Origin of the sequence: Stenotrophomonas sp. FR024, from assembly GCF_047500745.2 — a bacterium.
Lineage (GTDB): Bacteria > Pseudomonadota > Gammaproteobacteria > Xanthomonadales > Xanthomonadaceae > Stenotrophomonas > Stenotrophomonas maltophilia_A.
This window is the reverse complement of sequence record NZ_JAXAXM020000010.1, coordinates 142,141-165,549: the sequence shown is the minus strand read 5'-3', so window position 1 is coordinate 165,549 and position 23,409 is coordinate 142,141. Positions and strand designations below refer to the sequence as shown.

The window sequence follows — 23,409 nt, the reverse complement described above, 5'->3', positions numbered from 1 at the left end:
CATGCGCTGGGAAGTCGTCGGTTGGGGCGCGCTGGCGCTGCTGCTGTTCGCTGCCGAAGCGCTGGCGCCGGGTGCGTTCATGCTGTGGATCGGCATTGGCGCGGCGGCAGTGTTCGTACTGGTTGCGGTGTTCAGCGACATTCCACTGTTGTGGCAGGTGATCGCTTTCGTCCTGCTGAGTGTGGTCTCGATCCAGTGCTACCGGCGCTGGGGGAGGCCGCGGGCACGGCCCAGCGATGCGCCGTTGCTTAACCGCCGTGCCGAGCAGCTGGTCGGCCGGGAGGTGGTACTGCAGCAGGCCATCGTCGGTGGCCAGGGACGGGTCAGCATTGACGATGCGTCCTGGCAGGTGAGCGGTCCGGAGCTGCCTGCAGGTACGTGGGTACGGGTGGTGGCGGTGCAGGGCAGCACGCTGCTGGTCGAAGCGGTGGCCTAGGGGTTCCCAGCCAACGGCGGAGCCCCTCGTGGGTGGTCGCGGAAGGTGGTTCATGTGTCTGGGTCGGGCGGGTTGGGTTCGCGGGACACGCCGTAGACCCCGCTCCGCGGTCCGGCCCAGCCGCTGGCGGCTGCGCGTTCGGTCGCTTGCGAAGCAGTGCTTCGCAAGCAAAGCGCCCTCACCCATGGGGGCTCGATGGCGTCATCCATGGCGCCAACGGTCCCGCGAACCCAACCCGCCCGGCCCCCGACAGTTTCCGTGCGCGTCCAGCCCACGGAAAAAGAAAAAGAGCAAAGAGCAAAAGCACTCGCTCCGACCCGCCCAGGCCGAGTCAATCCAGAGCCGATGAACTCAGGCTTTGCGCTCCAGCTGTAGAAAGCGGCGCCGGCCGCAGGCCGGCCAAACACCCCGCTGCGCTGCGGCGCGACCTGCGGGCGACCGATCTGGGATAATGGGGATTCTTGTTTCCTCTGCTGCCGGACCCGGTCATGACCCAGAAGACGCTGCTCAACGATACCCACCGCGCCCTTGGCGCCAAGATGGTCGATTTCGGGGGTTGGGACATGCCCATCCACTACGGCTCGCAGCTCGACGAGCACCACCTCGTTCGTCGCGAGTCGGGTGTGTTCGACGTCAGCCACATGACCGTGGTCGACCTGCGCGGTGACCAGGTCAAGCCGTTCCTGCGCCGCCTGCTGGCCAACTCGGTCGACAAGCTGAAGGTGACCGGCAAGGCGCTGTACTCGTGCATGCTGAATCCGCGCGGCGGCGTCATCGACGACCTGATCGTCTACTACCTGGGCGACGATTTCTTCCGCATGGTGGTCAATGCCTCCACCCGCGAGAAGGACCTGGCTTGGCTGCGCGAGCAGGCTGCACCGTTCGGCGTCACCGTCGAGCAGCGCCCGGACCTGGCCATCCTCGCCGTGCAGGGCCCGCAGGCGCGCGACATCGTCATCGGCCTGGCCCGCGAAAGCGATCGCGCAGCGCTGGCCAAGCTGGGCCGTTTCGCCGCCCTGCAGGTGCAGTCCGATGACGGCGTCGAACTGTTTGTCGCCCGTACCGGTTACACCGGCGAAGACGGCTTCGAAATCCTGCTGCCGCAGGACGCCGTGGTCGCGTTCTGGAACCGCCTGCTGGCGGCGGGCGTGAAGCCGGCGGGCCTCGGCGCACGCGACACGCTGCGCCTGGAAGCCGGCATGAACCTGTACGGCCAGGACATGGACGAAGAGATCAGCCCGTACGAAGCGGCGCTGGCCTGGACCGTGTCGCTGGACGAAGGCCGCGACTTCATCGGCCGCGAGGTGCTGGAAGCGCAGAAGGCTGCCGGCACCGCCCGCCAGATGATCGGTCTGGTGATGGACGAGAAGGGCGTGCTGCGCCATGGTCAGGCGGTGACCACCGCCGGCGGCCAGGGCGAGATCCTGTCCGGCACCTTCTCGCCGACCCTGGCCAAGGGCATCGCCTTCGCCCGTGTACCGGCCGGTGAACTGGGCGAGGTCACCGTCGACATCCGTGGCCGGCAGGTGCCGGTGCGCGTGGTCAAGTTCCCGTTCGTGCGCGAAGGCCAGGCCCAGCCCGGCGTGCTCGCCGACGCCTGATCCGAAACTGCCGATCGTCACTGACAGCAGTGGCGGCCGGTTGGTTACACTAGCCCCGTTTTTTCCACCCCTGCATATCTCTGGAGCAGTCCCATGAGCGAGATCCCCGGCGACCTCAAGTTCCTCAAGTCCCATGAGTGGGCCCGTGTCGAAGGCAACGGCCGTGTCACCGTCGGTATTTCCGACCACGCCCAGGGCCTGCTGGGTGACCTGGTCTACGTCGAACTGCCGGAAGTCGGCGCCGACGCAAAGGCTGGCGAGCAGATCGCCGTTGTCGAGTCGGTGAAGGCCGCCTCGGACGTCTACAGCCCGATCAGCGGCAAGGTCGTCGAGGTCAACTCGGCGCTGTCCGACAAGCCGGAAACCATCAATGAAGATGCCTACGGCGAAGGCTGGATGTTCGTGGTTGAACTGACCAACGCTGAAGAGGTCAACGAACTGCTGGATCCGGACGCGTATGCCGAAGCCCTGGAAAACGACGACCACTGAGTCGTCACTTCCGGGTTCTGGAACGGCCACCTTCGGGTGGCCGTTTTTGTTTTGGCGAGTGCGTCGGACTCATGACGGCGGGTTCGCTCTGCACCCTCGGCGCGGCATCAGCCGACAGACGAACGGTGCCGATCAGCGTGCGCAGTTTTGCGCAAATCCGCGTTTCCGCCCCGCGCCGAAGCGATCGAATGTGAAAACTTTTCGCCCCCCGTTGCGGCCCCGTTGTGCTGGCGTTGGCGACGGTGCCGGTGACCATCGGCGATGCACGTGCGCTGTTGTCCGGAACATGTGCCTATCTGCGCAGAGTGCTTATTTCAAGTGTTTTTTGTTCAGAGAGCGCATCGACTTCGTCGTATGCGGCGCGCGTGCGCGCCGCTTCAATGGTCGTTGCAGGGCGCGCACGGCGGTGGCGAGGGCGGCGTCCGGGATGGCGCGGATGTGAAAATTTTTCGCGGGGGTTGTTGACAGTAAAAAAAACCGTGATTAGGTTTCGCCTCAGCAGACCTTGCCTGCCCAACCGAGTGCGCAGAATCAATCGTCCGATGCGAAGCAGCCCCTTCAAGACCACCGCGACCCTGATGACGGTGGACATGGCCCCGCTTCCCCCGGAGAAATGCAAGGCAACTCCCGTTCCGATGTCCGCTCCGCCGATCGAGGCGGGCATTGCCGCATCCGTAACGGCGCGCCTGACGCGCCGGCGGTCCCCGCACGCAGCATCCGCGGGTTTGATCCACCTGGGCGTTTCAACTCCCTATCACTGACGAGGAGCCATCCCATGGCAACCAAGAAAGCTGCGAAGAAGAAGCCCGCCGCCAAGAAAGCGGTGAAGAAGGTCGCGAAGAAGGCCGCTGCCAAGAAGGCAGTGAAGAAGGTCGCGAAGAAGGCGACCGCCAAGAAGGCAGTGAAGAAGGCTGCGAAGAAGGTCGCCAAGAAGACCACTGCGAAGAAGGCAGTGAAGAAGGCGGCGAAGAAGGTAGCCAAGAAGTCCACTGCCAAGAAGGCCGTCAAGAAGACCGCGAAGAAGGCCGTCAAGAAGGTAGCCAAGAAGGCCGCCAAGAAGACTGCCAAGAAGGCAACGGCCCGCAAGCCGGCCAAGAAGGTCGCGAAGAAGGCCACTGCCAAGAAGGCTGTCAAGAAGACCGCCAAGAAGGCAGTAAAGAAGACCGCGAAGAAGGCGACCAAGAAGGCTGCCCCGAAGAAGGCAGCGAAGAAGGTTGCCAAGCGCAAGCCGGCCGCCCGCAAGAAGAAGGCCGCTCCGGTCGCTCTGCCGGCAACCCCGGCGCCGCTGATCTAAGTACTTCCCGATAGCCGCATCCTGAAACCCCCTTCCCTGACTGCCCAGCGGGGAGGGGGTTTTTTTATGGGCCGTTTGCAGGGTCGAGCCGTGCTCGACTGCTTTTCTGACAGTCGACGCTAGCGGTGCGGCGCCGGTGGAAAGCGCTCTACCAGGAAGTCCAGGAAGCTGCGCAGGCGGGTCGAGTGGTAGCGATCGTGGGCGTAGACCACGTGCATCGGCCGACCGGTCTGGCCGAACTCAGGGAACAGCTGCACCAGGCGTCCGGTGTCGATGTCGGCAGCCAGCAGCAGTGCCGACTGCAGCACGATGCCCAGCCCGTGCAGCGCTGCCGTGCGCAGCGCTTCGCCGTTGTTGATCTGCAGCCGGCCGCCGGGCACACGCTCGAGTTCGCCAGCGTCGGCCTGCAGCCACTGTGCGAGTGCGCTCGGTTCGAAGGACAGGCACTGATGCAGGGCGAGGTCGCGCAGGCTGCGAGGCGTGCCATGCCTGGCCAGGTACGCCGGCGATGCGCACATCATCAAGCGATACGGTGCCAGCGCACGCGCCACCAGCATGCTGCTGTCGGCCAGCGTGCCGATGCGCAGCGCCGCTTCGAAACCCTCCTCGGCGAGGTCGACCACGCGGTCGCTCAGCGTGACTTCGACCCGGACATCCGGATGGCGCGCCATGTATTCGGCCAGTGCCGGTACCAGTGCGTGAGTGCCGAAGATCACCGGCGCACTGATGCGCAACGTGCCCGCCGGTGCCAGCTGCTGGTGCTGCGCCTGTGCGTCCGTTTCTTCCACCAGCCGCAGGATCTCCCGGCAGCGGGTGTAGTAGTCCTCGCCGAAGGGCGTCATGTGCTGGCGCCGGGTAGTACGGCTCAACAGCTGCATTCCCAGCCGTGCTTCCAGCGCACGCAGGTGCTTGCCGGCCATCGTCGCCGAGATATCCATCGCCGCCGCCGCAGCGCTGAGGCTGCCCTTGTCCACGATCAGCACGTAGACCTGCATGCTCTCCAGCAGATTCATCTGACACCCCGGGTGTTGAATGCTGAAACCTGCGCGGAGTTTATCAATCAGGGGTGATCAAACAGCATGTACTGCACGGGCCGGATGTACCGGCTGGCGGATTGGGAGAACATCATGGATCTGGGGCTTGAAGGGCGTACCGCGCTGGTCACCGGGGCGGGCAGTGGCATCGGTGCCGGTGTGGCCAGGCTGCTGGCGGCCCAGGGAGTACGCATTGCGATCAGCGCACGGCGTGCCGAGCCGCTGCATGCACTGGCGGCGGAGATCGAATCTGCAGGCGCGCCGGCACCGATCGTCCTGCTGGGCGACCTCACCGATGCGGAGCAGGTACGCCACATTGCGGATGCAGCCTCGGCGGCACTGACGCGTGTCGACATCCTCGTCAATGCGGCTGGAGGAGGCCGGCCGACCACGGTGGATGCGGGGGATGATGTCTGGGAGGAAGCCATGGCCTTGAACTTCTCTTCGGCACGACGCCTGACCCAGGCACTGCTGCCGGCGATGCAGGCGCAGGGCTGGGGGCGGGTGATCAACCTCAGCGGTTCAATGGAACCGCGCGCGGTGAATGCTGCCACGGCGGCGAAGGCGGCGTTGCATCTGTGGAGCAAAGGGCTGTCGTCGGCGCTGGCCTCACAGGGCATCACGGTCAATGCAATCGCGCCGGGACGCATCAACAGTGCTCAGATCCGGGACCGCCTGCATCCAACCGAGGAAAGCCGGCGTGAGTTCATCGAACGCAACATTCCGATCGGGCGTTTTGGTGATCCGGAGGAGGTGGCGCCGCTGGTGGCCTTTCTGGCCTCGCCCTTGGCCGGCTACATCACCGGCGCGGTGATTCCGGTGGATGGCGGCATGCACTACTTCGCGCATTAGCCTTCCGTTTGTAGAGTCGAGCACTGCTCGATTGCTTTGCTCTACAACTGCCAATAAAGAGGGCGACCCGCAGGCCGCCCTTCGCACACACGGTGAAGCCCGCCAACTCAGCGCGGCGAGGCCACCGCACGGTTGCTCGAAGCACCCTTGCCCTTGCGCTTGTCCTGCTGCGCCGGGCTCGCGCCTTCGGCCATCAGGTTGTCGCTGCCGAAGTCGGTGTCCACGTCCAGCCAGCGCTGCGTCGGCAGGCCGAGCGCGGAATCGAGCACCGTCGGCAGCAGGCCGCTGGGCAGGCCGCTTTCGCCGTTCCACATGATGGCGATGCCGAGATCGCGTTCCGGCACCAGCGCGACCAGGCCGCGATAGCCCTGCACGGCACCGGCATGGAACACCACATCGTGGCCGGCGTAGTCGAAGGTGCGCCAGCCCAGTGCGTAGCCGGCCGAATGCAGGCGCTCGCGGCGCCAGCCCGAACGCATTTCGCCCGGGGTGTTGATCAGGCTCGAATGCAGGGTGGCCAGCAGCGGTGCCGGCAGCACGTCCGGGCGATGGCCGGTGTGGGCCAGCAGCCACTGCGCCATGTCGCTGGCGCTGGCGTTGACGCCGGCGGCCGGGGCGACGCGGTAGTAGGTCGGCTTCGGTGTCAGCGACACCCAGCCATTGCGGCTGCGCACGTGCGGACGCGCCCAGCGCGAGCTGGCCTGGATGCCGGCCAGGCCGAGGCTGGCATCGTTCATGCCCAGCGGCTTGAAGATGCGGCGCTCGACCGACTGCTCGTAGAAGCTCCCCGAGGCGGCATAGACCACGTCGCCGATCAGGCTGAAGGCCACGTTCTGGTAGGCGTAGCAGTCGCCCGGCAGGCACTTCAGGCTGGTATTGGCCAGCTTCTGGGTGAGTGCGTAGTACTCGGCGTTGCCTTCGATGTCGCGGTCGTAGGCGTTGTACGGCAGGCCGACGCGGTGGCTGAGCACGTCGGCCACGGTCAGGCGATCGGTCGCTTCCGGAGAGTTCAGGCGGAAGCCCGGCACATAGTCGGTGACCTTGCTGTCCCAGCGCAGCGTGCCATCGTTCACCAGCAGTCCGGCCATGGTGCCGGCGAAGGCCTTGGACAGCGATGCCAGGCGGAACACGGTGTGGGCGTCGACCGGCAGCGGGTTGTTGACATCGGTAACGCCATAACCACGCGCGCTGAGTACGCGGCCACCCTGCACGATGGCCACGGCCATGCCGGGCACACGCTCGCCATAGGTGAGTTGCTGCGCCATCGATTCGATGTTGGCCACGTTGAAGCCGGCCGCCGGCAGCTGCACCTGCGGCACCAGGCCGGTGCGGTAAGCGGCGGGCTGGGTGTGGGCGACGGCGGTGGCGGCGGATTCGATGTTGGCCGGCATCGGCGGCAATGGCGGCGGGGTCTGCGCGGTGGTGGACAAGGCAACGGGCATCAACATGCCCAGCAAACCGGTGGCCGCCGAACGGATCGGACGACGCAGGCTGTTCTTTTTCATCGTGGAGACCCGTGCGCGACTGCTGATGGCGATTCTAGCGCCGCTTTTCCCTTGTGCACAAACAAAGCGAAGATGAATGCGCATCTCGTTGAAAAAGTTGGGATTTTGACGCCCCGAAAGCATGTGTCGGAACGTGTCGTCCGGGCGGGGCCGTGACACTGCGTTGCGGCCTTCTGCGAGGCTGCTGCTGGCGATGTTGCAGTGCATTGGCTAACGTACGCGCTTCACCGCCCCGGAGCCTGCCATGCCGCTGTCCAACCGCCGTCTTCTGGCGAGGGACACCGCGTGAGCGCGGTGAAGGGCAAGGGGCCGTTGCGTGGGCTGACGGCGGCACTGCGTGAGTCGCCGGCGCTGTGGTGGTCGTTCCTGTACTTCTTCTGCCTGCTCAGCGGCTACTACGTGCTGCGCCCGGTGCGGGAGGCGATGGCCGCCTCGGCCGACCTGGAAACGGTGTTCCCGCCGATGCTGATCGGCTGGTTCGCCAGTCATGGCATCGCGCTGAAGGATTTCGTCCTGCAGTTCCTGTTCTCCTGCGTGTTCGTGATCATGCTGGTGCTGCAGCCGGTGTACGGCTGGCTGGTCAGCCGCTTCCCACGGCGGGTGTTCCTGCCGGCGGTGTATGGGTTCTTCATCGTCACCCTGCTGGGTTTCTACGTACTGTTCGACAGCGGTGTGCCGGGCCGCGGCATGGCGTTCTTTTTCTGGATCACCGTCTTCAACCTGTTCGCGGTGGCGGTGTTCTGGAGCTTCATGGCCGATGTGTTTTCCAACGCGCAGGCACGAGCCTTCTACGGTTACATCGGCGCGGCCGGCACCATCGGTGCCTTTCTCGGGCCGATCATCACCGGTGCCCTGGTGCAGCGTGTGGGCATCGCCAACCTGATGCTGGTCTCGGCCGGATTCCTCGCCATCTGCCTGTTGAGCATCTGGCGACTACGGCACTGGGCGGTGCTGCGTGAGCAGGAGCAGCAGCTGGTATCCGGCGAGCAGCCGATGGGGGGCAGCGTGCTGGACGGTCTGAAACTGATCGTGCGTGAGCCGTTGCTGCGCTGGCTGGCGATCATGGTGGTGTTCGGTGTGGGCGTGGGCACCCTGCTGTACAACCAGCAGGCCAGCATCGTGCGTGCGGCGTTCAACGATGCAGGCGCTGCCACGGCCTTCTTCTCGCGTATCGACCTGGCGGTGAACGCACTGGCGCTGCTGATGCAGCTCGGCCTGACCCGCTGGCTGCTGTCGCGCCACGGTATCGCGCCGGCCCTGTTGATCCCTGGTTTTGCGATCCTGATCGGCTTTTCGGTGCTTGCCGCTTCACCCATGCCGTTGATGGTCGCAGTGGTGCAGGTGATGACCCGCGCCAGCGAGTTCGCATTGGCCAAGCCGGCACGCGAAACCATCTATACCCGCGTGGACCGGCAGTGGCGCTACAAGGCCGGTGCGGCCATCGATACCGTGGTGTACCGCGGCGCGGACCTGAGCTTTGCGTGGGTGCACAAGGGCTTGTCGTTGTTTGGTTCACACGTGGTGTTCATCGGCGGCGTGGTGGTTGCCGCGTGCATGACCGCCGCCGCATTCGATGTGCTGCGCGAAGAAAAGAAGCTGCCGCGCGACCGCTGAGCCGCGCGGGGTCGGCTCCCTCTCCCACGGAGAGGCTCTGACCCCATCACCCCACCCATCTATCCAAGGAACCGCCCATGTACTGGATCGCCCTCGCCCTGACCCTGCTGGTCGCCCTGCTGCACGTCTATTTCCTGGTGCTGGAAATGTTCCTGTGGACGCGCCCGCTGGGCCTGAAGACCTTCCGCAACACGCCAGAGAAGGCTGAGACCACGCGCGTGCTGGCGGCCAACCAGGGCCTGTACAACGGCTTTCTGGCGGCGGGCATCGTGGTGGGGCTGGTGATCGATCAGCCGGTGCTGGTGACGTTCTCGCTGGCCTGCGTGGTGGTGGCGGGGTGCTATGGCGCGTACAGCGTGAGCCGGCGCATTTTCATGATCCAGGCCGTACCGGCCATTCTGGCGCTGGTGTCGCGAGCGCTCTGACGTGGGCGCGTGCTGGCAGGCGCCGCCGCTCAGCGGCTGATGGCGTGCATGAAGCCCAGCCACATTGGCACGGCATGCAGCGCCGCACCCAGCACGAACAGGCCCGTCAGCAGGTGTACGCGCCAGTCGTTGATGCGCAGGAAGACGAATTGTTCAAGCGCGCGGCCCACCCAGAACACCGCCATGAAACCCAGCAGGACCAACCCCAGACGAGTGCCGACCAGGTCCGGGGCAAAGATCAGCGCGATCAGCCCCATTCCCAGGAACACATAGATCACGCGCAGATTGAGGATCTGCATGATCGCGCGGTTGACCGTGCCGAGCTGGGCGAGCTCGCGTTTCCAGCCGAACAGCCGCCAGAACGCCAGATGGAAGGCGGCAAACCCCAGGCTGTGAATGCCTGCCAGGCGCACAAGCAGTTCAGCGGTCGTCATGGTTGATCAGCCTGTGCGCGGAGGGCGCGGCGATACCCACATTGCGATGGTCGCATGGAACACCTCGGTCCCTGCCGCATCGGTCACGCTGACCTTCACGGGCAGGTCGTAGCCGTCCGCAGCACTGACGATGGACAACATTGGCGTCGCCACGGCCTTCAACGTGCCCAAGGCCTTGGCCTGGTATTTCACTTCCATGCCCTTGGGGATCCAGCGCATCTCTGCCGGCAGGCTGGCGTCCACCATCACCCCGCCGACCAGCTCGGCCAGGTTGCACATCGCGATCGCATGTACCGTGCCGATGTGGTTGTTGATGCGGCGGTGCTGGCGGATCACGCCTTCGCAGCGGCCTGGCTCCAGTGCGGTGATGGTGGGCGCGATGCTGGCGAAGTAGGGCGCCTTGAAGCACACCGCGCGTGAGAACAGCCAGTTGCCGGCAGGCCAGCGCTGCAGGCGGTGGTAAAGCGAGAGCAGGGGCGTGGACATGGTTGACGTTCCGGTCGGCGGATAAAGCGACGGCGGGCCAAGGCCCGCCGTCGTGGCAACGCGTGTCGCGGGCGATCAGGCCGCCTGCGAATGCGGGTCCTTGTGCTGGCGGTCGTAGTAGCTGGCCGCGCGCAGTTCGTGGGTGTCGAAGTCGTCCACGGTGATGGTGTCCAGGGTCAGCGTACGCAGTTCTTCCAGCAGGCTGCGCTCGTCCTGGGTGATCACGCCTTCGGCCACGGCCTCGTCCAACTGGCTCTTGAAGTCCAGCGCTTCGATGCCCTTGCTCTTCAGCGCCTTCAGGAACTTGCGCTCCACCGGCTCGGCCATGATCGCCTTGCTCAGGTAGCTGTTGATACGGCCGCCCGGGTTGTTCTCGCACGGGGTCAGGAACACGCCGCTGGCCAGACGGTCGCGGGCTTCGTTCGGTGCCATCAGCAGAGCGGCAACACGGCGGCTCAGGCGGTCGCCGGGGGCCTCGGCACGACGGCCCAGCGGGAAGATCAACGCCCACATCAGCCAACCGATCGGACGGATCGGGAAGTTGCGCAGCGCGGCCGACAGCGATTCTTCGATCTTGTGCACGCTGTCATGGAAGGCCCAGGCCAGCAGCGGCTGGTCGGCCTGCGGTGCGCCTTCGTCGTGGTAGCGCTTGAGCATCGCGCTGGTCATGTAGACGTGGCTCAGCACATCGCCCAGGCGGCCGGACAGCGATTCCTTGAACTTCAGCTTGCCGCCGAGGGTCATCATCGAGATGTCGGCCATCAGCGCCAGGTTGGCCGAGTAACGGTCCAGCTTGCGGAAGTAGCGGCGGGTGTAGGCGTCACCCGGGGCAGCACCGAAGCGTGCACCGGTCAGGCCGAACCAGAACGAACGCACGGCATTGGAGAGGCCATAGCGGATGTGGCCGAACAGGCTGCGATCGAACTCCTGCAGACCGGCACGGGTATCCGGATCCTGCGCAGCCTTCATTTCCTTCAGCACCCACGGGTGGCAGAGGATCGCACCCTGGCCGAAGATCAGCAGGCTGCGGGTCATGATGTTGGCGCCTTCCACGGTGATCGCGATCGGCGCGGCCTGCCAGCTGCGGCCGGCGAAGTTGCGCGGCCCCAGGATGATGCCCTTGCCGCCGATCACGTCCATCATGTCCGAGATCACTTCGCGGCTCATGTTGGTGCAGTGGTACTTGGCGATCGCCGACGGCACCGACGGCACGTCACCACGGTCAACCGCCGCCGCAGTGGCCTGCGACAGTGCGCTGATCTTGTACGCCTTGCCGCCGATGCGGGCCAGCGCTTCTTCCACGCCTTCGAAGCGGCCGACCGACAGGCCGAACTGCTTGCGGATGCGCGCATAGGCGCCGGTCACCGCGGCACCGGCCTTGGCACCACCACTGGCGGTGGACGGCAGGGTGATCGAGCGGCCCACGGCCAGGCACTCGTTGAGCATGTTCCAGCCCTTGCCGGCCATGGCAGCGCCACCGATCAGCTGGGTCAGCGGAATGAACACGTCCTTGCCGCGGATCGGACCGTTCTGGAACGTCGAGTTCAGCGGGAAGTGGCGACGGCCGATTTCAACGCCGGCGGTGTCGCGCGGCAGCAGGCCCAGGGTGATGCCGATGTCGCGGGTATCGCCGATCAGGCCATCCGGATCGTACATGCGGAAGGCCAGGCCGATCAGCGAAGCGACCGGGGCCAGGGTGATGTAGCGCTTGTCGAAGGTCAGCTTGACGCCGAGCACCTGCTCGCCGTTCCACTCGCCCTTGCAGACGATGCCGTAGTCCGGAATCGAGGTGGCGTCGGAGCCGGCGAACGGACCGGTCAGGCCGAAGCACGGCACTTCGCGGCCATCGGCCAAGCGCGGCAGATACTGGTCCTTCTGTTCCTGGGTGCCGTAATGCACCAGTAGTTCACCCGGGCCCAGCGAGTTGGGCACGCCGACGGTGGAGCTGACCACCGAAGACACCGACGCCAGCTTCTGGATCACCTTGTGGTGGGCCAGCGCAGAGAAGCCCAGGCCGCCGTACTCCTTCGGGATGATCATGCCGAAGAACTTGTTCTTCTTGATGAAGGCCCACAGTTCCGGCGGCAGGTCGGCGTGGACGTGGGTGATTTCCCAGTCGTTGACCATGGCGCACAGCTCTTCCACCGGGCCATCGAGGAAGGCCTGTTCTTCGGCGGTCAGCTGCGGCTTGGGATAGTTGAGCAGGATGTTCCAGTCCGGATCACCGGTGAACAGTTCACCCTCGAAACCGACCGAGCCGGTTTCCAGCGCGATGCGCTCGGTCTGCGACAGTGGCGGCAGCACCTTGCGGAACACCTTCATCATCGGGCCGGTCAGCAGCGGCTTGCGGATGAACGGCAGCAGCAGCGGCACGGCGATGACGGCCAATACAGCGGCTGCGACGATCGTGGCGGTCTGGTTGACGTAGGGAATGAACCAGCAGGCGGCCAGCAGGGCCACGCTGATCAGCGTCCAGGTAACCAGCCGCATGCGGTGGTAGGCGACGAACGCGCCTGCCAGCAGCAGGGCGAGGAAGGGAAGAACGATGCTCATGAGCGTGCTCCGGTGACGTGCTCGTTTGTGGCGGACGAAGCCGCAGCGTCTGCTGCGGGCAACACGTCCAGATAGTCCAACACAGTAGCGGTAAAGGCGTCGTTGTCATCGCCGGCGACCATGTGCGTGGCCTGCGGCAGCTGTACATGACGCGCGTGCGGCGCCAACGCCAGGAATTCGGCCACGGTCTGCGGCGTGACCAGGTCGCTGCGACCGCCGCTGACCAGCAGCAGCGGGCACTTCACCTGGCGCGCGGCTTCGGCCAGTGCGTCCTGGTGCTGTTCGCTGTCGCGGGCCAGTTCGACCACCAGGCGCGGATCCCAGTGCCAGCGCCAGCGGCCGTGACCGTCTTCGCGCAGCAGCGCGCGCAGCGACTGCTCGGATTTGCGCGGACGGTGCGGCATGTAGGCCGAGATCACGTCGGCGGCCTGGCTCAGCGAGGCGAAGCCGTCGGGATGGGCGGTCATGAAGGCGAGGATGCGCTCGACACCGGCGGTATCCCAGCGCGGGGTGATGTCGACCAGCACCATCGCCGAGAACAGGCCCGGCCAGCGCGACTCGGCCAGCAGGCCGAACAGGCCCCCCATCGAGGCCGCAACCAGCACCGGCGGGCGCGGCTGTTCACCGGCCAGCACGATCAGGTCATCGGCGAACTGTTCGCCGTGATAGGGCAGGTCGACGGCATTCCAATCCGAATCGCCGTGACCACGTGCGTCATAAGCCAGCGTCTGCAGGCCGGCTGCAGACAGGGCACGCGCGGTGGCATTCCAGGCGTGACGGGTCTGGCCGAAACCGTGCGCGAACAGCACCCGGCCACGACGACCGTGGTCGCTGGCAGTGGCGGCGAGGCGGGCACCATGGGCCGCCTCCAGGTGCAGGTCATGGAACGCAGCGGGAGTAGGGGACGTAACCATACTTGCTAGTATGGATCGCTTGTGAGGGAAGTCAATACTGCATCGTATGGTGCGGTGCGGCAGCCCTGCAGGAGGGCCCTTTGACGGTTTCGCCCGCAACGGCGTACTGCAACGAACCCCGGCGTATGGTTAAATCAGCCCATGAATCAACCTGACGCTTCCGCCGGCGAACCGCGCGCCGGCCGCAACAGCCGCCTGAGTGCCGAAGACTGGGCCCAGGCGGCCCTCGACCTGATTGCTGAACAAGGCGTAGGCGCCGTTGCGGTGGAACCGCTGGCGCGGCGCCTCGGCGTGACCAAGGGCAGTTTCTATTGGCATTTCCCCTCGCGTGACGCCTTGCTGCAGGCCGCGCTGGAACGCTGGGAACTGTTCGAACAGGAACAGGTGTTCGGCAGCCTGGAAGACGTACCGGACCCGCGCGTGCGCCTGCGCCAGCTGTTCCAGATGGTGGCGCATGAAGTGCAGCCGCACATCATCTACAGCGAGCTGCTGAAGGCACTGGACCATCCGATGGTGCGTCCGGTGATCGACCGCGTGTCGCAGCGCCGCCTCGACTATCTGATCGCCTCGTTCCGCCAGGCAGGGCTCAGCTCGACCGATGCGCGCCACCGCGCACGCCTGGCCTACGCGGCCTATGTCGGCTTCCTCCAGCTGTCGCTGCAGCTGCAGCAGCCCAAGCAGGCGCGCGAGGATTTCGAGGCCTATGTCGAGCATCTCATCGAGACGCTGATTCCGAACGGTTGAGCGTCGTTGCTGCGTTGAATGCAGAAAGGCCGCGGCAATGCCGCGGCCTTTTCCGTTGGTGCTGCCGCAATCTGGCAGGCATAAAGAAACAACGGCCCCTTGCGGGGCCGTTGCTGCATCAGCTGATCAGTGGATCGATCAGAACTTCTGCTTGTACTGCATGTACATGTAGCGGCCCGGCAAGTCGTACTGCGGGTCGAACATGTTGTACGAGGTGTAGTACGAAACCGGCGGGCTCTTGTCCCACGCGTTGTTCAGGCCGACCATGATGGTGCCCTTCCACGGCGTGTTGTAGCGGAACTGGATGTCGTGGTAGGTCGTGGCACCAATGTGGTTCGTTCCCTTCGCGCCATCAGAGCAGTATGCGAAGGTTTCCGGTTCCTTGACTGGATCAAACGGGCACGGTTCGGTCATGCCGGACTTGTAACGAATGCCGTAGTTGACCCCGAAGTCCCCGTAGGACCAGTCCACATACAGATTGGAACGGATGCGCCAGTACGGATCCTGGTCGAGATAGCGTCCCTGGCGACCCTCGATCGGAGCATCCTGAGTCGACTTGGTATCCCACTTGGACAGGTAGGTGCCGTCCAGAGTGATGGTGAACTGGCCGATCGAAGTTTCCGGCAACTTGTACAGGATGCCCAGATCCCAACCTTCCACCTTGTACGACGCCAGGTTCTGCAGCGGCATGTTGACGTTGGTGATGGTGTAACGTTGGTTGGTGCTGCCGTAGTTCGGGTCACGCGTGATCAGGCCGCAGTTGGCTGCCTGCTCCTGCGCGGTGCCGCCATAGCAACGATCCATGATGTCCTGGATGGCCGGACGGGTGATGGCGTCCTCGATCTTGATCTGCCACCAGTCCAGGGTCACGTTCAGACCCTGCACGAAGCTCGGGCTCCACACCAGGCCCAGCGTCTTGCTGGTCGAGGTTTCCGGCTTCAGGTTCGGGTTGGCCTGCCAGGTGAACGGCTCAGGAGTCTGCTTCGCACCACTACCAGCGCCCGGCTGAACGAAGCCGATCGGCACGCCCTCTGCCGCACATTGTGCCGCGATAGCGCCGGTACGGCGACCAGACGTTGAGGAGCACGGATCGATGTAGCTCTCGAACGAGTCAGCATCACCGCGATACAGGTTGTTGATGCTCGGGGCGCGGAAGCCTTCCGAGTAGTTACCACGCACCATCAGGTCGTCGATCGGCTTCCAGCGGAAACCGAACTTGTTGTTGGTGGTGTTGCCGAAGTTGCTGTACTTCGAGTAGCGGGTTGCCGCGCTGAAGTCGAGCAGCTTGGCGCCCGGCAGGTCAGCCAGCACCGGGATCGACAGTTCCAGGAAGAACTCGTCCAGGTCATAGCTACCCTTGGTGGGCGATGCTCCGTTGCCGGTGCTCAGGCCAGAGGCGATGAAGGCGTCCGGATCGAACTGACCGGTTTCCTTGCGATATTCGTAACCAGCTGCGAAGCCCAATGCACCCGCCGGCAGCTGCACGATTTCGCCGGAGATGTTGGCGTAATAACCCTTGGACACCAGGCTGGCGGAGTCATGCGCGGTGAACGAGGTGTAATCCAGTGCCTCCTGCGAGATCGAACCCATCCCACCCAGCGGATTGATCGGGGCGCAGCCCGGAATGATTGCGCCAGCGGAGTTGAGGCACACTGCCTTGCCATCGCGGATCGCCGAGGGACCATATGCCTCGGCCAGACGCTGCTTGTTGAACAGACCGTAGGTCAGATCGTTCTGGTCGGTCTTGTCGTAGCGGTAGCCGACATCCCAGTCGAAATTACGGTCGGCGAATTCGAAGAAGCCCTCGAAACCACCGTAGAAGTGCCAGTTCTTGACGTTCTGGTTGAACGAACGTCCACCGGTTTCGTTGAAGCGGCGCGCGACGCCAGTCAGGTCAACGCCGTACGGATTGTACATGCTGCCCGCGCTGAGGCGCTGGCCGGTGACCGGCATGGCAGCCAGCAGCTGTTCTGACTTGCGTTCGTTGTACATCGCCTCGGTGCGGAAGGTGATGTTGTCGGTAACGTTGTAAGAACCCACCGCGAACAGCGAGGTGCGCTCGTTGGGGGTCAGCAGGTAGTTGTCCGGCGCGGTGTTGTAGCCGTGAACATTGGGATCGAACGGCGTTTCCACGCCGTTGAGGATGATGTAACGCTCGTCGTTACGCAGATACGAACCCGGAATACCGGTGCTGCTCTGGCCGCTGAAGAACGGCGGGCCACCGGCGGAGATCTTGCGATCGCCGGCCATCACGGCCTTTTCGTTGACGTAGGAGACGCCCAGCACCAGCGAAGCGCGGTCAGTGGTGGTGCCCAGAGTGAAGTCGGCCGCTTCGCGGTCGCCGTCACCGGCGCTGTACTGGCCCTTGTAGAAGTTGGCTTCCGCGCCATCGAAGTTCTGCTTGGTGATGATGTTCACCACGCCGGCGATCGCGTCCGAACCGTAGATGGTCGATGCGCCGTCCTTCAGGATGTCGATGCGCTCGATCATCGCGGTCGGGATGGTGTTCAGGTCGACGCTGCCATCCAGGCCGGTGGTCCAGCGACGGCCATTGACCAGTACCAGGGTGCGCTCGGAACCCAGGTTGCGCAGGCTGACGCCGGCCGAACCGTCACCGCCGTTGTTGTAGGTACGGTTCAGGGCGGCACCGTTGGCGGCAACGCGCTGCAGGATGTCGGCGACCGAAGTCACGCCCTGCTTGTCGATGTCGGCGCGGGTCAGGCTCAGGACCGGCTGCGAGGTTTCGATGTCGGTGCTCTTGATGCGCGAACCGGTGACCGAGATGCGGTCAAGGTTGGTCGCTTCCTGGGCCTGGGCAGTGGCAGTGGACGCCACACCGGCAACGAGCGCGACCAGAACGGCATCGCGCAGCTTGTTGGACTGGAAATTCATTGGCTCTCTCTCTCCAAGAAATCTTGGCTGGGTTAATGCCCGGCGGGGGAGCGAAAAGCGCTCCCAAATCGCGAGGCTGAGCCGATAGTAGCGGGCGTTCGCCAAGAATTAAAGCTGCGTTAATCAAGTCTATGATTTTGGTGAAAATGAAAATTGATGCACGAAATCAAGGGGTTGAATCGCAGGTGACATCACTCTGTCTCGTTTGTTAGCGCAAAGTGACGAAAAAAGTTTCCGTTGATGTGTATCGCAGTGTGTCGACGTGAATTGCGCGGTATCCAATTCGTCGAAAAGCGCTCTGCGTGTATCACGAACGCGCATACGCAACGGGCGCCTTTCGGCGCCCGGGAGAAGTCACTGCAGGAAGACCCAGGAGGTGGGGTCAGAGATCCTGTTCGTAACGCACATACGGCACGGTGCCGTCGTCATTGCTTTCATTGCGCGGGGAGAACGGATTCTTGCCGCGGCTGATCACGTTCTCGGCGCCAACGGTAAGTTGGCCAGACCACGGGGTACGCCAGGTCAGGCCGATGCCCAGGCCCTCCCACTTGCCGGGCTTGCCCGGCACGTCGATCACGCGGCCGATGATGCTGCCGGTGAAGTTGCCGTAGCCGGCGCCGATGCTCAGGCTCTTGCTGTCCCAGCGGTCGACGATGGACGGTGCGGCATCGGCCAGCGGTACCAGGCGGGCCTTGGCGTAGGTACCGGCGATCGAGACAAAACCCTCGCGGCCGATGTTCTTCTGCGCGAATACGGTCAGGTCGTTCTGCTCGGCGCGCAGCGAGGGGGTCTTGTTCGGGCCGGACAGCCACGCCGGCAGCGTTTCACGGCCGGTGCCGGCGGTGATGCCGAGACGGCTGCTGCCGCGGTTCAGCGCAGCGGTACCGGTGAAGCGGCGGCTGTTGAGGTCGTCGTCGTCACCCAGGCTGGCCAGCATGCAGTGACTGGCCAGGCCGCTCATGCTGGTCCCGCTGCTGCTGTTGCAGAGCAGGCCCAGCGAATCGCCGGAGGACAGGCCGAAGGCTGCATCCAGCGAGTTACGGCCGAAGTGCCAGCGGGCGCCGGCGGCCTGTTCACCGGTGGGCTCCAGGTACAGCAGGGCCTCGACCTTGCCGCTGCCCTTGTTCCATACCGGCAGCACGGTCCGGGTGTCCTTGCTCTGCGCGTGCACGCCCGTGATCGCGCCAAGGGCGATCAGCAGGGCCAGCGGTAGACGCAGGAAGGTACGCATCGGACCAGTTCAGACAGGGACGGACAACGGAAGTTCCCGCGGAGACGGGAACTTGATCCTAGGGTGTTTATGAATTCTTAACAAGCCTTGATCCCCCCAGATGCAAGACAAGCCGTTTACTGAAGCCGTTCAGGCGCCGGTACAGTCCCCTCGGCACCGTGGAACAGTATGCCGAACTCCGTCAAAGGAAAGTGATACTCCCGCCCGCAGAATTCGCAACGGACCTCGACGGCGCCGGTGTCTGCGGCTGCGGCACGGGCCTCGTCCTCGCCCAGCGACTGCAGCATCGACGCGACCCGCTCGCGGGAACAGGAGCAGGCGAAGGACAGCGGCTTGCCGCCCATCAGTTCCGGCTTCTCTTCGTGGAACAGGCGGTGCAGCAGCTGCTCGGCCGGGGTCGCCAGCAGCTCGGCTTTGCCCAGGGTCTCGAACAGGGCGCTGGCACGCGCCCAGCCGTCTTCGTCACCCTCGTCACCCGGCAGCTTCTGCAGCAGCAGGCCGGCGGCGCCGTTGCGGTCGGCGGCCAGCAGCAGGCGGGTCGGCAGTTGTTCGGACTGGCGGAAGTAGTCCTCGAAGGCCTCGTCCAGCTCCGGTGCGGTCAGCGCGACCAGGCTCTGGTAGCGCTGCGGCTCGCGCGGGTCCAGGCCCGGGTTCTCGATGGTGATCGCGAGCAGGGCGTCATCACCCAGGCTGGACAGGTCGCGCGGCGCATCGGCGCCGTCGCTGAGCTGGGCGATGCCGCGCAGGGTACCGGCGGCGGTGCACTCGGCAAACAGGGTGCGCAGCGCGGTGCTGCTGCGCAGCTGGATCGAAAGGCGGCCATCGATCTTGGTGTGGCCGGTGAACAGCGCCGAGGCCACGCAGGCCTCGCCGAGCAGTTCGGCGGCGGTATCCGGGTACTCGGCGTGGGACAGGATCTCCTGCCAGGTAGCCTGCAGGCGCACGTGGACGCCACGGACGCCAGCGTCGGGAAGCAGGAAGCGGATCAGGGAATCGGGGTTGGCGGTCATCGGCTCACATCGCGCGTAAACGAGGGCGGTTGCCGGATAATGCGCCGACAACCGGATAGAAGAAGGATGCACCAGTAATGGGGGCAGGGGGAGAGCAGCACAAGGTGGAGGCCATCGCGGAAGTCCCGCGCCGCAGGCGCTGGCGCTGGAAACGGCTGCTCTGGCTGCCGCTGCTGCTGGCCGCTTTCAGCTGCCTGCAGGTACTGGTGCTGCGGTTCATCGACCCGCCGGTATCCACGGTCATGCTGTGGCGCTATGGCGAGGCATTGGGGGAGGCCGACTGGTCCTATCGCCTGCATTACCAGTGGTGCGACCTGGACCAGATGGCAGCGAGCCTGCCGATCTCACTGGTGGCCGCGGAGGACCAGCGCTTCCCCGACCACAATGGCTTCGACCTGCAGGCCATCGAGAAGGCCCGCGACCACAACGCCAAGGGCGGACGCCTGCGGGGGGCCAGCACGATCAGCCAGCAGGTCGCCAAGAATCTGTTCCTCTGGCAGGGCCGCAGCTGGGTACGCAAAGGCCTGGAAGTCTGGTACACGGTGCTGATCGAAGCACTGTGGCCGAAGGAGCGCATCCTGGAGATGTACGCCAACATCGCCGAGTTCGGCGATGGCGTGTATGGCGCGCAGGCAGCGGCGCAGACGTTCTGGGGCAAGGATGCGGCCAGGTTGACCCCGGCCGAGAGCGCGCGGTTGGCGGCGGTGCTGCCGGCACCGCGGCGCTACAACGCGGCGGCACCGGGGCCGTATGTGCAGCGGCGTGCGGCATGGATCCAGCGCCAGGCCCGGCAGCTGGGCGGCGCGGCTTACCTGTCGGAAGACTGAGGACACCTGCCCTCGGGGCGGCAGGCCATGCACCTGCAGGCAACGTACAATCCGGGCATGAACCGCGAACGCCTTACTTTCGTCATCGCCGCCTACAACGAGGAGCAGGCGCTGCCGTGCCTGCATCCCCGCCTGTGTGCGGTGCTGGACGGAATGCCCGACATCGATGGCCACATCCTGTATGTGGACGATGGCAGCCACGACGGTACCTGGCAGGTGATCGCAGGATTGGCGCAGGACGACGCGCGCGTATCGGCGTTGAAGCTGTCGCGCAATTTCGGCAAGGAGGCCGCGCTGACTGCCGGCCTGGATCTGGTGCGCGACGGCGCGGCGATGATCCTGGATGCCGATGGCCAGGACCCGCCGGAACTGGTGCCGCAGTTCGTTGCGCGCTGGCGCGAGGGCCATGACAACGTCTATGGCACGCGCATGGCCCGCGATGGCGAAGCCTGGATCAAGCGCGCCACGGCGGCGGCGTTCTATCGGGTGATCGGTCGCCTGTCACGCACGCCGATCCCTGCCGACACCGGTGACTTCCGCCTGTTGTCGCCACGCGCGCTGAGTGCGCTGCGCGAGATGCGTGAACGCCACCGCTTCATGAAGGGCCTTTTCAGCTGGGTCGGATTCAAGCGTATTGCTGTGCCCTACCACCGTCACGCGCGGGTGGCCGGATCCAGCAAGTTCAGCCTGTGGCGGCTGTGGAATTTCGCCTTGGAGGGCATCACCGGGTTCTCGACCGTTCCCCTGCGGGCGGCGACCTACATGGGCCTGGCAACGGCGGCGGTGGCCTTCGTATTCGGCGTGTGGGTGATTGCCAAGGCGGCCCTGTACGGTGACCGGGTGGCGGGTTGGCCGACGATGATGGCGGTGATCCTGTTCCTGGGCGGGGTGCAGTTGATCGCGCTGGGCCTGATCGGCGAGTACCTGGGACGGCTGTACGAGGAATCCAAGCAGCGCCCGTTGTACCTGGTTGACGCCTGGCTAGCATCCGCCGTGGCAGACTCGGCCCTGCAACCCACCCTCGGAGGGCAGGCAGATGACCACGGTACGGCAACTGTTGGACGGCAAGTCTCCTGAAGTACATGCGGTCGCGCCGGATGCGGCGGTGATCGATGCGATCCGGTTGATGGCGGAAAAGGGCATTGGCGCGGTGCTGGTGATGGACGGTCCGCGGCTGGTCGGGATCCTTTCGGAGCGCGACTACGCGCGCAAGATCGTGCTGCGTGATCGTTCGTCGCGGGATACGGCGGTGGCCGAGATCATGACGGCGAAGGTGGTGACGGTCTCGCCGGGCGAGCAGGTGGAGCACTGCCTGCAGCTGGTGACCGACTACCGCATCCGCCACCTGCCAGTGGTGGAGGGGGCACAGGTGCTGGGGGTGATTTCCATCGGCGACCTGGTGAAGTCGGTGATCGATGCGCAGCGGCGCGAGCTGGATCAGCTGCAGCAGTACATCGTGGCAGGGTGAGTTGTTCGCTGGCGGGCCTGCGGCCCGCCGGCCCGCTTTTCGAAGCTCAAAGCCAAAGCCAAAGCCAAAGCCAAAGCCAAAGCCAAAGCCAAAGCCAAAGCAGCGCCTTCCTGCTACGTCGGAGGGCGGAGGGCATGGTCGTGCAGGACACGCCGTAAACCCATCCATGGGGGCTCGTTGGCGCCATCCATGGCGCCAACGGTCCTGCACGCCCATGCCCTCCGCCCTTGGACACGTTCCTGCGAGCGCGGTGCATACATGCGCGGTGGCTCGCCTTTGGTAGCTGCCAACCTTGGTTGGCAACAGCTTTTGAATTTGCTTTCTTCTTTTGACTTTGAATTTCGCTCTCGTTCCGCGCGCGCAGGAACCTGTCCGGAGCCGGAGCAAGGCGGCAGGCAGGACCGTGAGGCGCATGGATGCGCCGACCGAGCCTTATCTGATCGGAATCTGGCAGCGTAGGCGTCGAGAGCCGGCGTGGGCCGCCGTGCGAGCCTAGATCTCGACGGTCCGTAACCAGGATCGCGACGATCGCCATGTAGCTTGGCGCCCACGCCGGAATCTCCCTTGATCCGCCCGAACAGTTGCTGGAGCGACCACTCGAAGCGATAAGACTGGGCAAGCGGGGGAGCTCTCGACCCTTCCAGACTATACGGAGTCAGGTGATGAACGGGATCGGGATTGATGTCAGCAAGCGTCAGCTGGATATCGGTACGACGGACGGAGAAACCCTGCAGGTCAGCAACAACCGCTCCGGGTTTTCTGAGCTGGATGTTTGGCTGAAGAAGCGTCCGACCCGCCAGATCGTGCTTGAAGCCACGGGTGGCTATGAGCAGCCGGTGCTGGATTTCCTGCACAAGGCCGGTCATCCGGTGGCCCGTGCCAATGCCTTGCGCGCCCGGAAACTGGCTCAGGGGTTGGGTCAGATTGCCAAAACCGACCGTTTGGATGCCTACGCGTTGGCGCAGATGGCCGCCCTGGTGAAGCTGCCTCCCTATCAGCCGCTGCAGTCTTGGCAGCAGAAGATGCGGGAGTTCGTTCGGGCACGTCGGCAGGCGATGGACGCCCTGACCATCGCGCGGCAGCAGCAGGAAATGGTGCTTGATCGTGAACTGCGCCGACTACTGCAGGGCAACATCACCCGCCTACAAACGTTGGTTGAGCGTCTGGGCAAGCAGATCGTCGAGCAGGTTGGTCAGCAGCCTCAACTGAAGATGCTGAAGTCGATGAAGGGCGTAGGGCCTGTGCTGCAGGCAGTTCTAGCCAGCTATCTGCCAGAGCTTGGCAGGATCACTGGCAAGCGCATCGCCAGCCTGGTCGGGGTAGCCCCGATGTCCCACGACAGCGGCACGATGAGAGGAAAACGAAGCATCCACGGTGGAAGAGCCGAAATCCGGCAAGTGCTCTACATGGCGGCAATGTCGGCCATGCGGCATGAACCTCGGCTGCGCGATTTTTACCAGTCGCTACGAGCCCGCGGCAAGGAAGGCAAGGTGGCCATCGTGGCAGTGATGCGGAAGATGCTGGTCATCCTCAACGCCCGTGTGCGCGACGCTGAAAGCGGGCTAGTCCCCGCCTGAGGCGAGCCAGGGTGAAAGACCAA

At 64.8% G+C, this 23,409-nt stretch carries 22 protein-coding genes; 12 read left to right on the top strand and 10 right to left on the bottom strand.

What is annotated here, in order from left to right:
- Position 1 precedes the first annotated feature (1 nt).
- The 3 genes from ACMZ91_RS13015 to gcvH all read left to right on the top strand — a co-directional run bounded on the left by ACMZ91_RS13015 (position 2) and on the right by gcvH (position 2,526).
- Positions 2-436, top strand: a complete 435-nt coding sequence (locus tag ACMZ91_RS13015; protein ID WP_125895565.1) for an NfeD family protein — start codon at positions 2-4, stop codon at positions 434-436.
- 488 nt (positions 437-924) lie between these two features.
- Positions 925-2,037, top strand: a complete 1,113-nt coding sequence (gene gcvT / locus ACMZ91_RS13010; RefSeq protein WP_125895566.1) for a glycine cleavage system aminomethyltransferase GcvT — start codon at positions 925-927, stop codon at positions 2,035-2,037.
- 93 nt (positions 2,038-2,130) lie between these two features.
- Positions 2,131-2,526 carry a glycine cleavage system protein GcvH gene (gcvH, locus tag ACMZ91_RS13005; protein ID WP_005410701.1) on the top strand — a complete coding sequence of 132 codons (396 nt, stop codon included), beginning with the start codon at positions 2,131-2,133 and terminating at the stop codon, positions 2,524-2,526.
- Between the two features lie 292 nt (positions 2,527-2,818).
- Here the strand turns inward: gcvH and ACMZ91_RS13000 are convergent, their stop codons facing one another.
- The gene (locus ACMZ91_RS13000; protein WP_125895567.1) at positions 2,819-3,118 is read right to left on the bottom strand and encodes a hypothetical protein; all 300 of its coding nucleotides are present in this window, start codon (positions 3,116-3,118) and stop codon (positions 2,819-2,821) included.
- A gap of 183 nt (positions 3,119-3,301) precedes the next feature.
- Between ACMZ91_RS13000 and ACMZ91_RS12995 the strand changes: the two genes are divergently transcribed.
- Positions 3,302-3,820, top strand: a complete 519-nt coding sequence (locus tag ACMZ91_RS12995; RefSeq protein WP_049422153.1) for a hypothetical protein — start codon at positions 3,302-3,304, stop codon at positions 3,818-3,820.
- Positions 3,821-3,939: 119 nt separating this feature from the next.
- Here ACMZ91_RS12995 and ACMZ91_RS12990 read toward each other — a convergent pair whose 3' ends face one another.
- Positions 3,940-4,833, bottom strand: a complete 894-nt coding sequence (locus tag ACMZ91_RS12990) for a LysR family transcriptional regulator (RefSeq protein WP_049463542.1) — start codon at positions 4,831-4,833, stop codon at positions 3,940-3,942.
- Positions 4,834-4,947: 114 nt separating this feature from the next.
- Between ACMZ91_RS12990 and ACMZ91_RS12985 the strand changes: the two genes are divergently transcribed.
- Complete coding sequence (locus tag ACMZ91_RS12985) at positions 4,948-5,706, top strand: SDR family NAD(P)-dependent oxidoreductase (protein WP_049400632.1); 759 nt, start codon at positions 4,948-4,950, stop codon at positions 5,704-5,706.
- 107 nt (positions 5,707-5,813) lie between these two features.
- Here the strand turns inward: ACMZ91_RS12985 and ACMZ91_RS12980 are convergent, their stop codons facing one another.
- Entirely contained in the window at positions 5,814-7,211 is a 1,398-nt protein-coding gene (locus ACMZ91_RS12980; RefSeq protein ID WP_032130059.1) for a serine hydrolase domain-containing protein, read from the bottom strand.
- A gap of 285 nt (positions 7,212-7,496) precedes the next feature.
- Here ACMZ91_RS12980 and ACMZ91_RS12975 point away from each other — a divergent pair, with 285 nt between their 5' ends.
- Both ACMZ91_RS12975 and ACMZ91_RS12970 read left to right on the top strand, forming a co-directional pair.
- A complete protein-coding gene (locus tag ACMZ91_RS12975) occupies positions 7,497-8,825 on the top strand; it encodes an NTP/NDP exchange transporter (RefSeq protein WP_414577059.1) in 1,329 nt (442 codons plus the stop codon).
- A 77-nt stretch (positions 8,826-8,902) separates the two neighbouring features.
- Positions 8,903-9,250 carry a DUF1304 domain-containing protein gene (locus ACMZ91_RS12970; protein ID WP_049463540.1) on the top strand — a complete coding sequence of 116 codons (348 nt, stop codon included), beginning with the start codon at positions 8,903-8,905 and terminating at the stop codon, positions 9,248-9,250.
- 29 nt (positions 9,251-9,279) lie between these two features.
- Here ACMZ91_RS12970 and ACMZ91_RS12965 read toward each other — a convergent pair whose 3' ends face one another.
- From ACMZ91_RS12965 to ACMZ91_RS12950, 4 genes are all read right to left on the bottom strand, one after another.
- On the bottom strand, positions 9,280-9,663 hold the full coding sequence (locus tag ACMZ91_RS12965) for a hypothetical protein (RefSeq protein WP_277778652.1): 384 nt from the start codon (positions 9,661-9,663) through the stop codon (positions 9,280-9,282).
- A 27-nt stretch (positions 9,664-9,690) separates the two neighbouring features.
- Positions 9,691-10,170, bottom strand: a complete 480-nt coding sequence (locus ACMZ91_RS12960) for a hotdog fold domain-containing protein (protein ID WP_049463538.1) — start codon at positions 10,168-10,170, stop codon at positions 9,691-9,693.
- Between the two features lie 75 nt (positions 10,171-10,245).
- Positions 10,246-12,723: an acyl-CoA dehydrogenase gene (locus ACMZ91_RS12955; protein WP_071228206.1), complete on the bottom strand. Its 2,478-nt coding sequence runs from the start codon at positions 12,721-12,723 to the stop codon at positions 10,246-10,248.
- Positions 12,720-13,637: an alpha/beta fold hydrolase gene (locus ACMZ91_RS12950; RefSeq protein ID WP_414577062.1), complete on the bottom strand. Its 918-nt coding sequence runs from the start codon at positions 13,635-13,637 to the stop codon at positions 12,720-12,722. Before ACMZ91_RS12950 ends, ACMZ91_RS12955 begins: the two co-directional genes overlap by 4 nt.
- A gap of 141 nt (positions 13,638-13,778) precedes the next feature.
- Here ACMZ91_RS12950 and ACMZ91_RS12945 point away from each other — a divergent pair, with 141 nt between their 5' ends.
- Positions 13,779-14,381 carry a TetR/AcrR family transcriptional regulator gene (locus ACMZ91_RS12945; protein WP_006464233.1) on the top strand — a complete coding sequence of 201 codons (603 nt, stop codon included), beginning with the start codon at positions 13,779-13,781 and terminating at the stop codon, positions 14,379-14,381.
- Between the two features lie 138 nt (positions 14,382-14,519).
- Here the strand turns inward: ACMZ91_RS12945 and ACMZ91_RS12940 are convergent, their stop codons facing one another.
- From ACMZ91_RS12940 to hslO, 3 genes are all read right to left on the bottom strand, one after another.
- Complete coding sequence (locus ACMZ91_RS12940; protein WP_049401415.1) at positions 14,520-17,273, bottom strand: TonB-dependent receptor plug domain-containing protein; 2,754 nt, start codon at positions 17,271-17,273, stop codon at positions 14,520-14,522.
- A 382-nt stretch (positions 17,274-17,655) separates the two neighbouring features.
- Positions 17,656-18,504: an XOO1806 family protein gene (locus ACMZ91_RS12935; protein WP_049420960.1), complete on the bottom strand. Its 849-nt coding sequence runs from the start codon at positions 18,502-18,504 to the stop codon at positions 17,656-17,658.
- Positions 18,505-18,620: 116 nt separating this feature from the next.
- Positions 18,621-19,514 carry an Hsp33 family molecular chaperone HslO gene (gene hslO, locus ACMZ91_RS12930; protein ID WP_032130068.1) on the bottom strand — a complete coding sequence of 298 codons (894 nt, stop codon included), beginning with the start codon at positions 19,512-19,514 and terminating at the stop codon, positions 18,621-18,623.
- A 77-nt stretch (positions 19,515-19,591) separates the two neighbouring features.
- Here hslO and mtgA point away from each other — a divergent pair, with 77 nt between their 5' ends.
- From mtgA to ACMZ91_RS12910, 4 genes are all read left to right on the top strand, one after another.
- Positions 19,592-20,341, top strand: a complete 750-nt coding sequence (gene mtgA / locus ACMZ91_RS12925) for a monofunctional biosynthetic peptidoglycan transglycosylase (protein WP_049463535.1) — start codon at positions 19,592-19,594, stop codon at positions 20,339-20,341.
- Positions 20,342-20,398: 57 nt separating this feature from the next.
- Positions 20,399-21,418, top strand: coding sequence for a glycosyltransferase family 2 protein (locus ACMZ91_RS12920; RefSeq protein ID WP_049401430.1), 1,020 nt, complete (start codon positions 20,399-20,401; stop codon positions 21,416-21,418).
- The gene (locus tag ACMZ91_RS12915; protein ID WP_019336409.1) at positions 21,378-21,809 is read left to right on the top strand and encodes a CBS domain-containing protein; all 432 of its coding nucleotides are present in this window, start codon (positions 21,378-21,380) and stop codon (positions 21,807-21,809) included. Before ACMZ91_RS12920 ends, ACMZ91_RS12915 begins: the two co-directional genes overlap by 41 nt.
- A 662-nt stretch (positions 21,810-22,471) precedes the next feature.
- A complete protein-coding gene (locus ACMZ91_RS12910; RefSeq protein ID WP_107314970.1) occupies positions 22,472-23,386 on the top strand; it encodes an IS110 family RNA-guided transposase in 915 nt (304 codons plus the stop codon).
- Positions 23,387-23,409 lie beyond the last annotated feature (23 nt).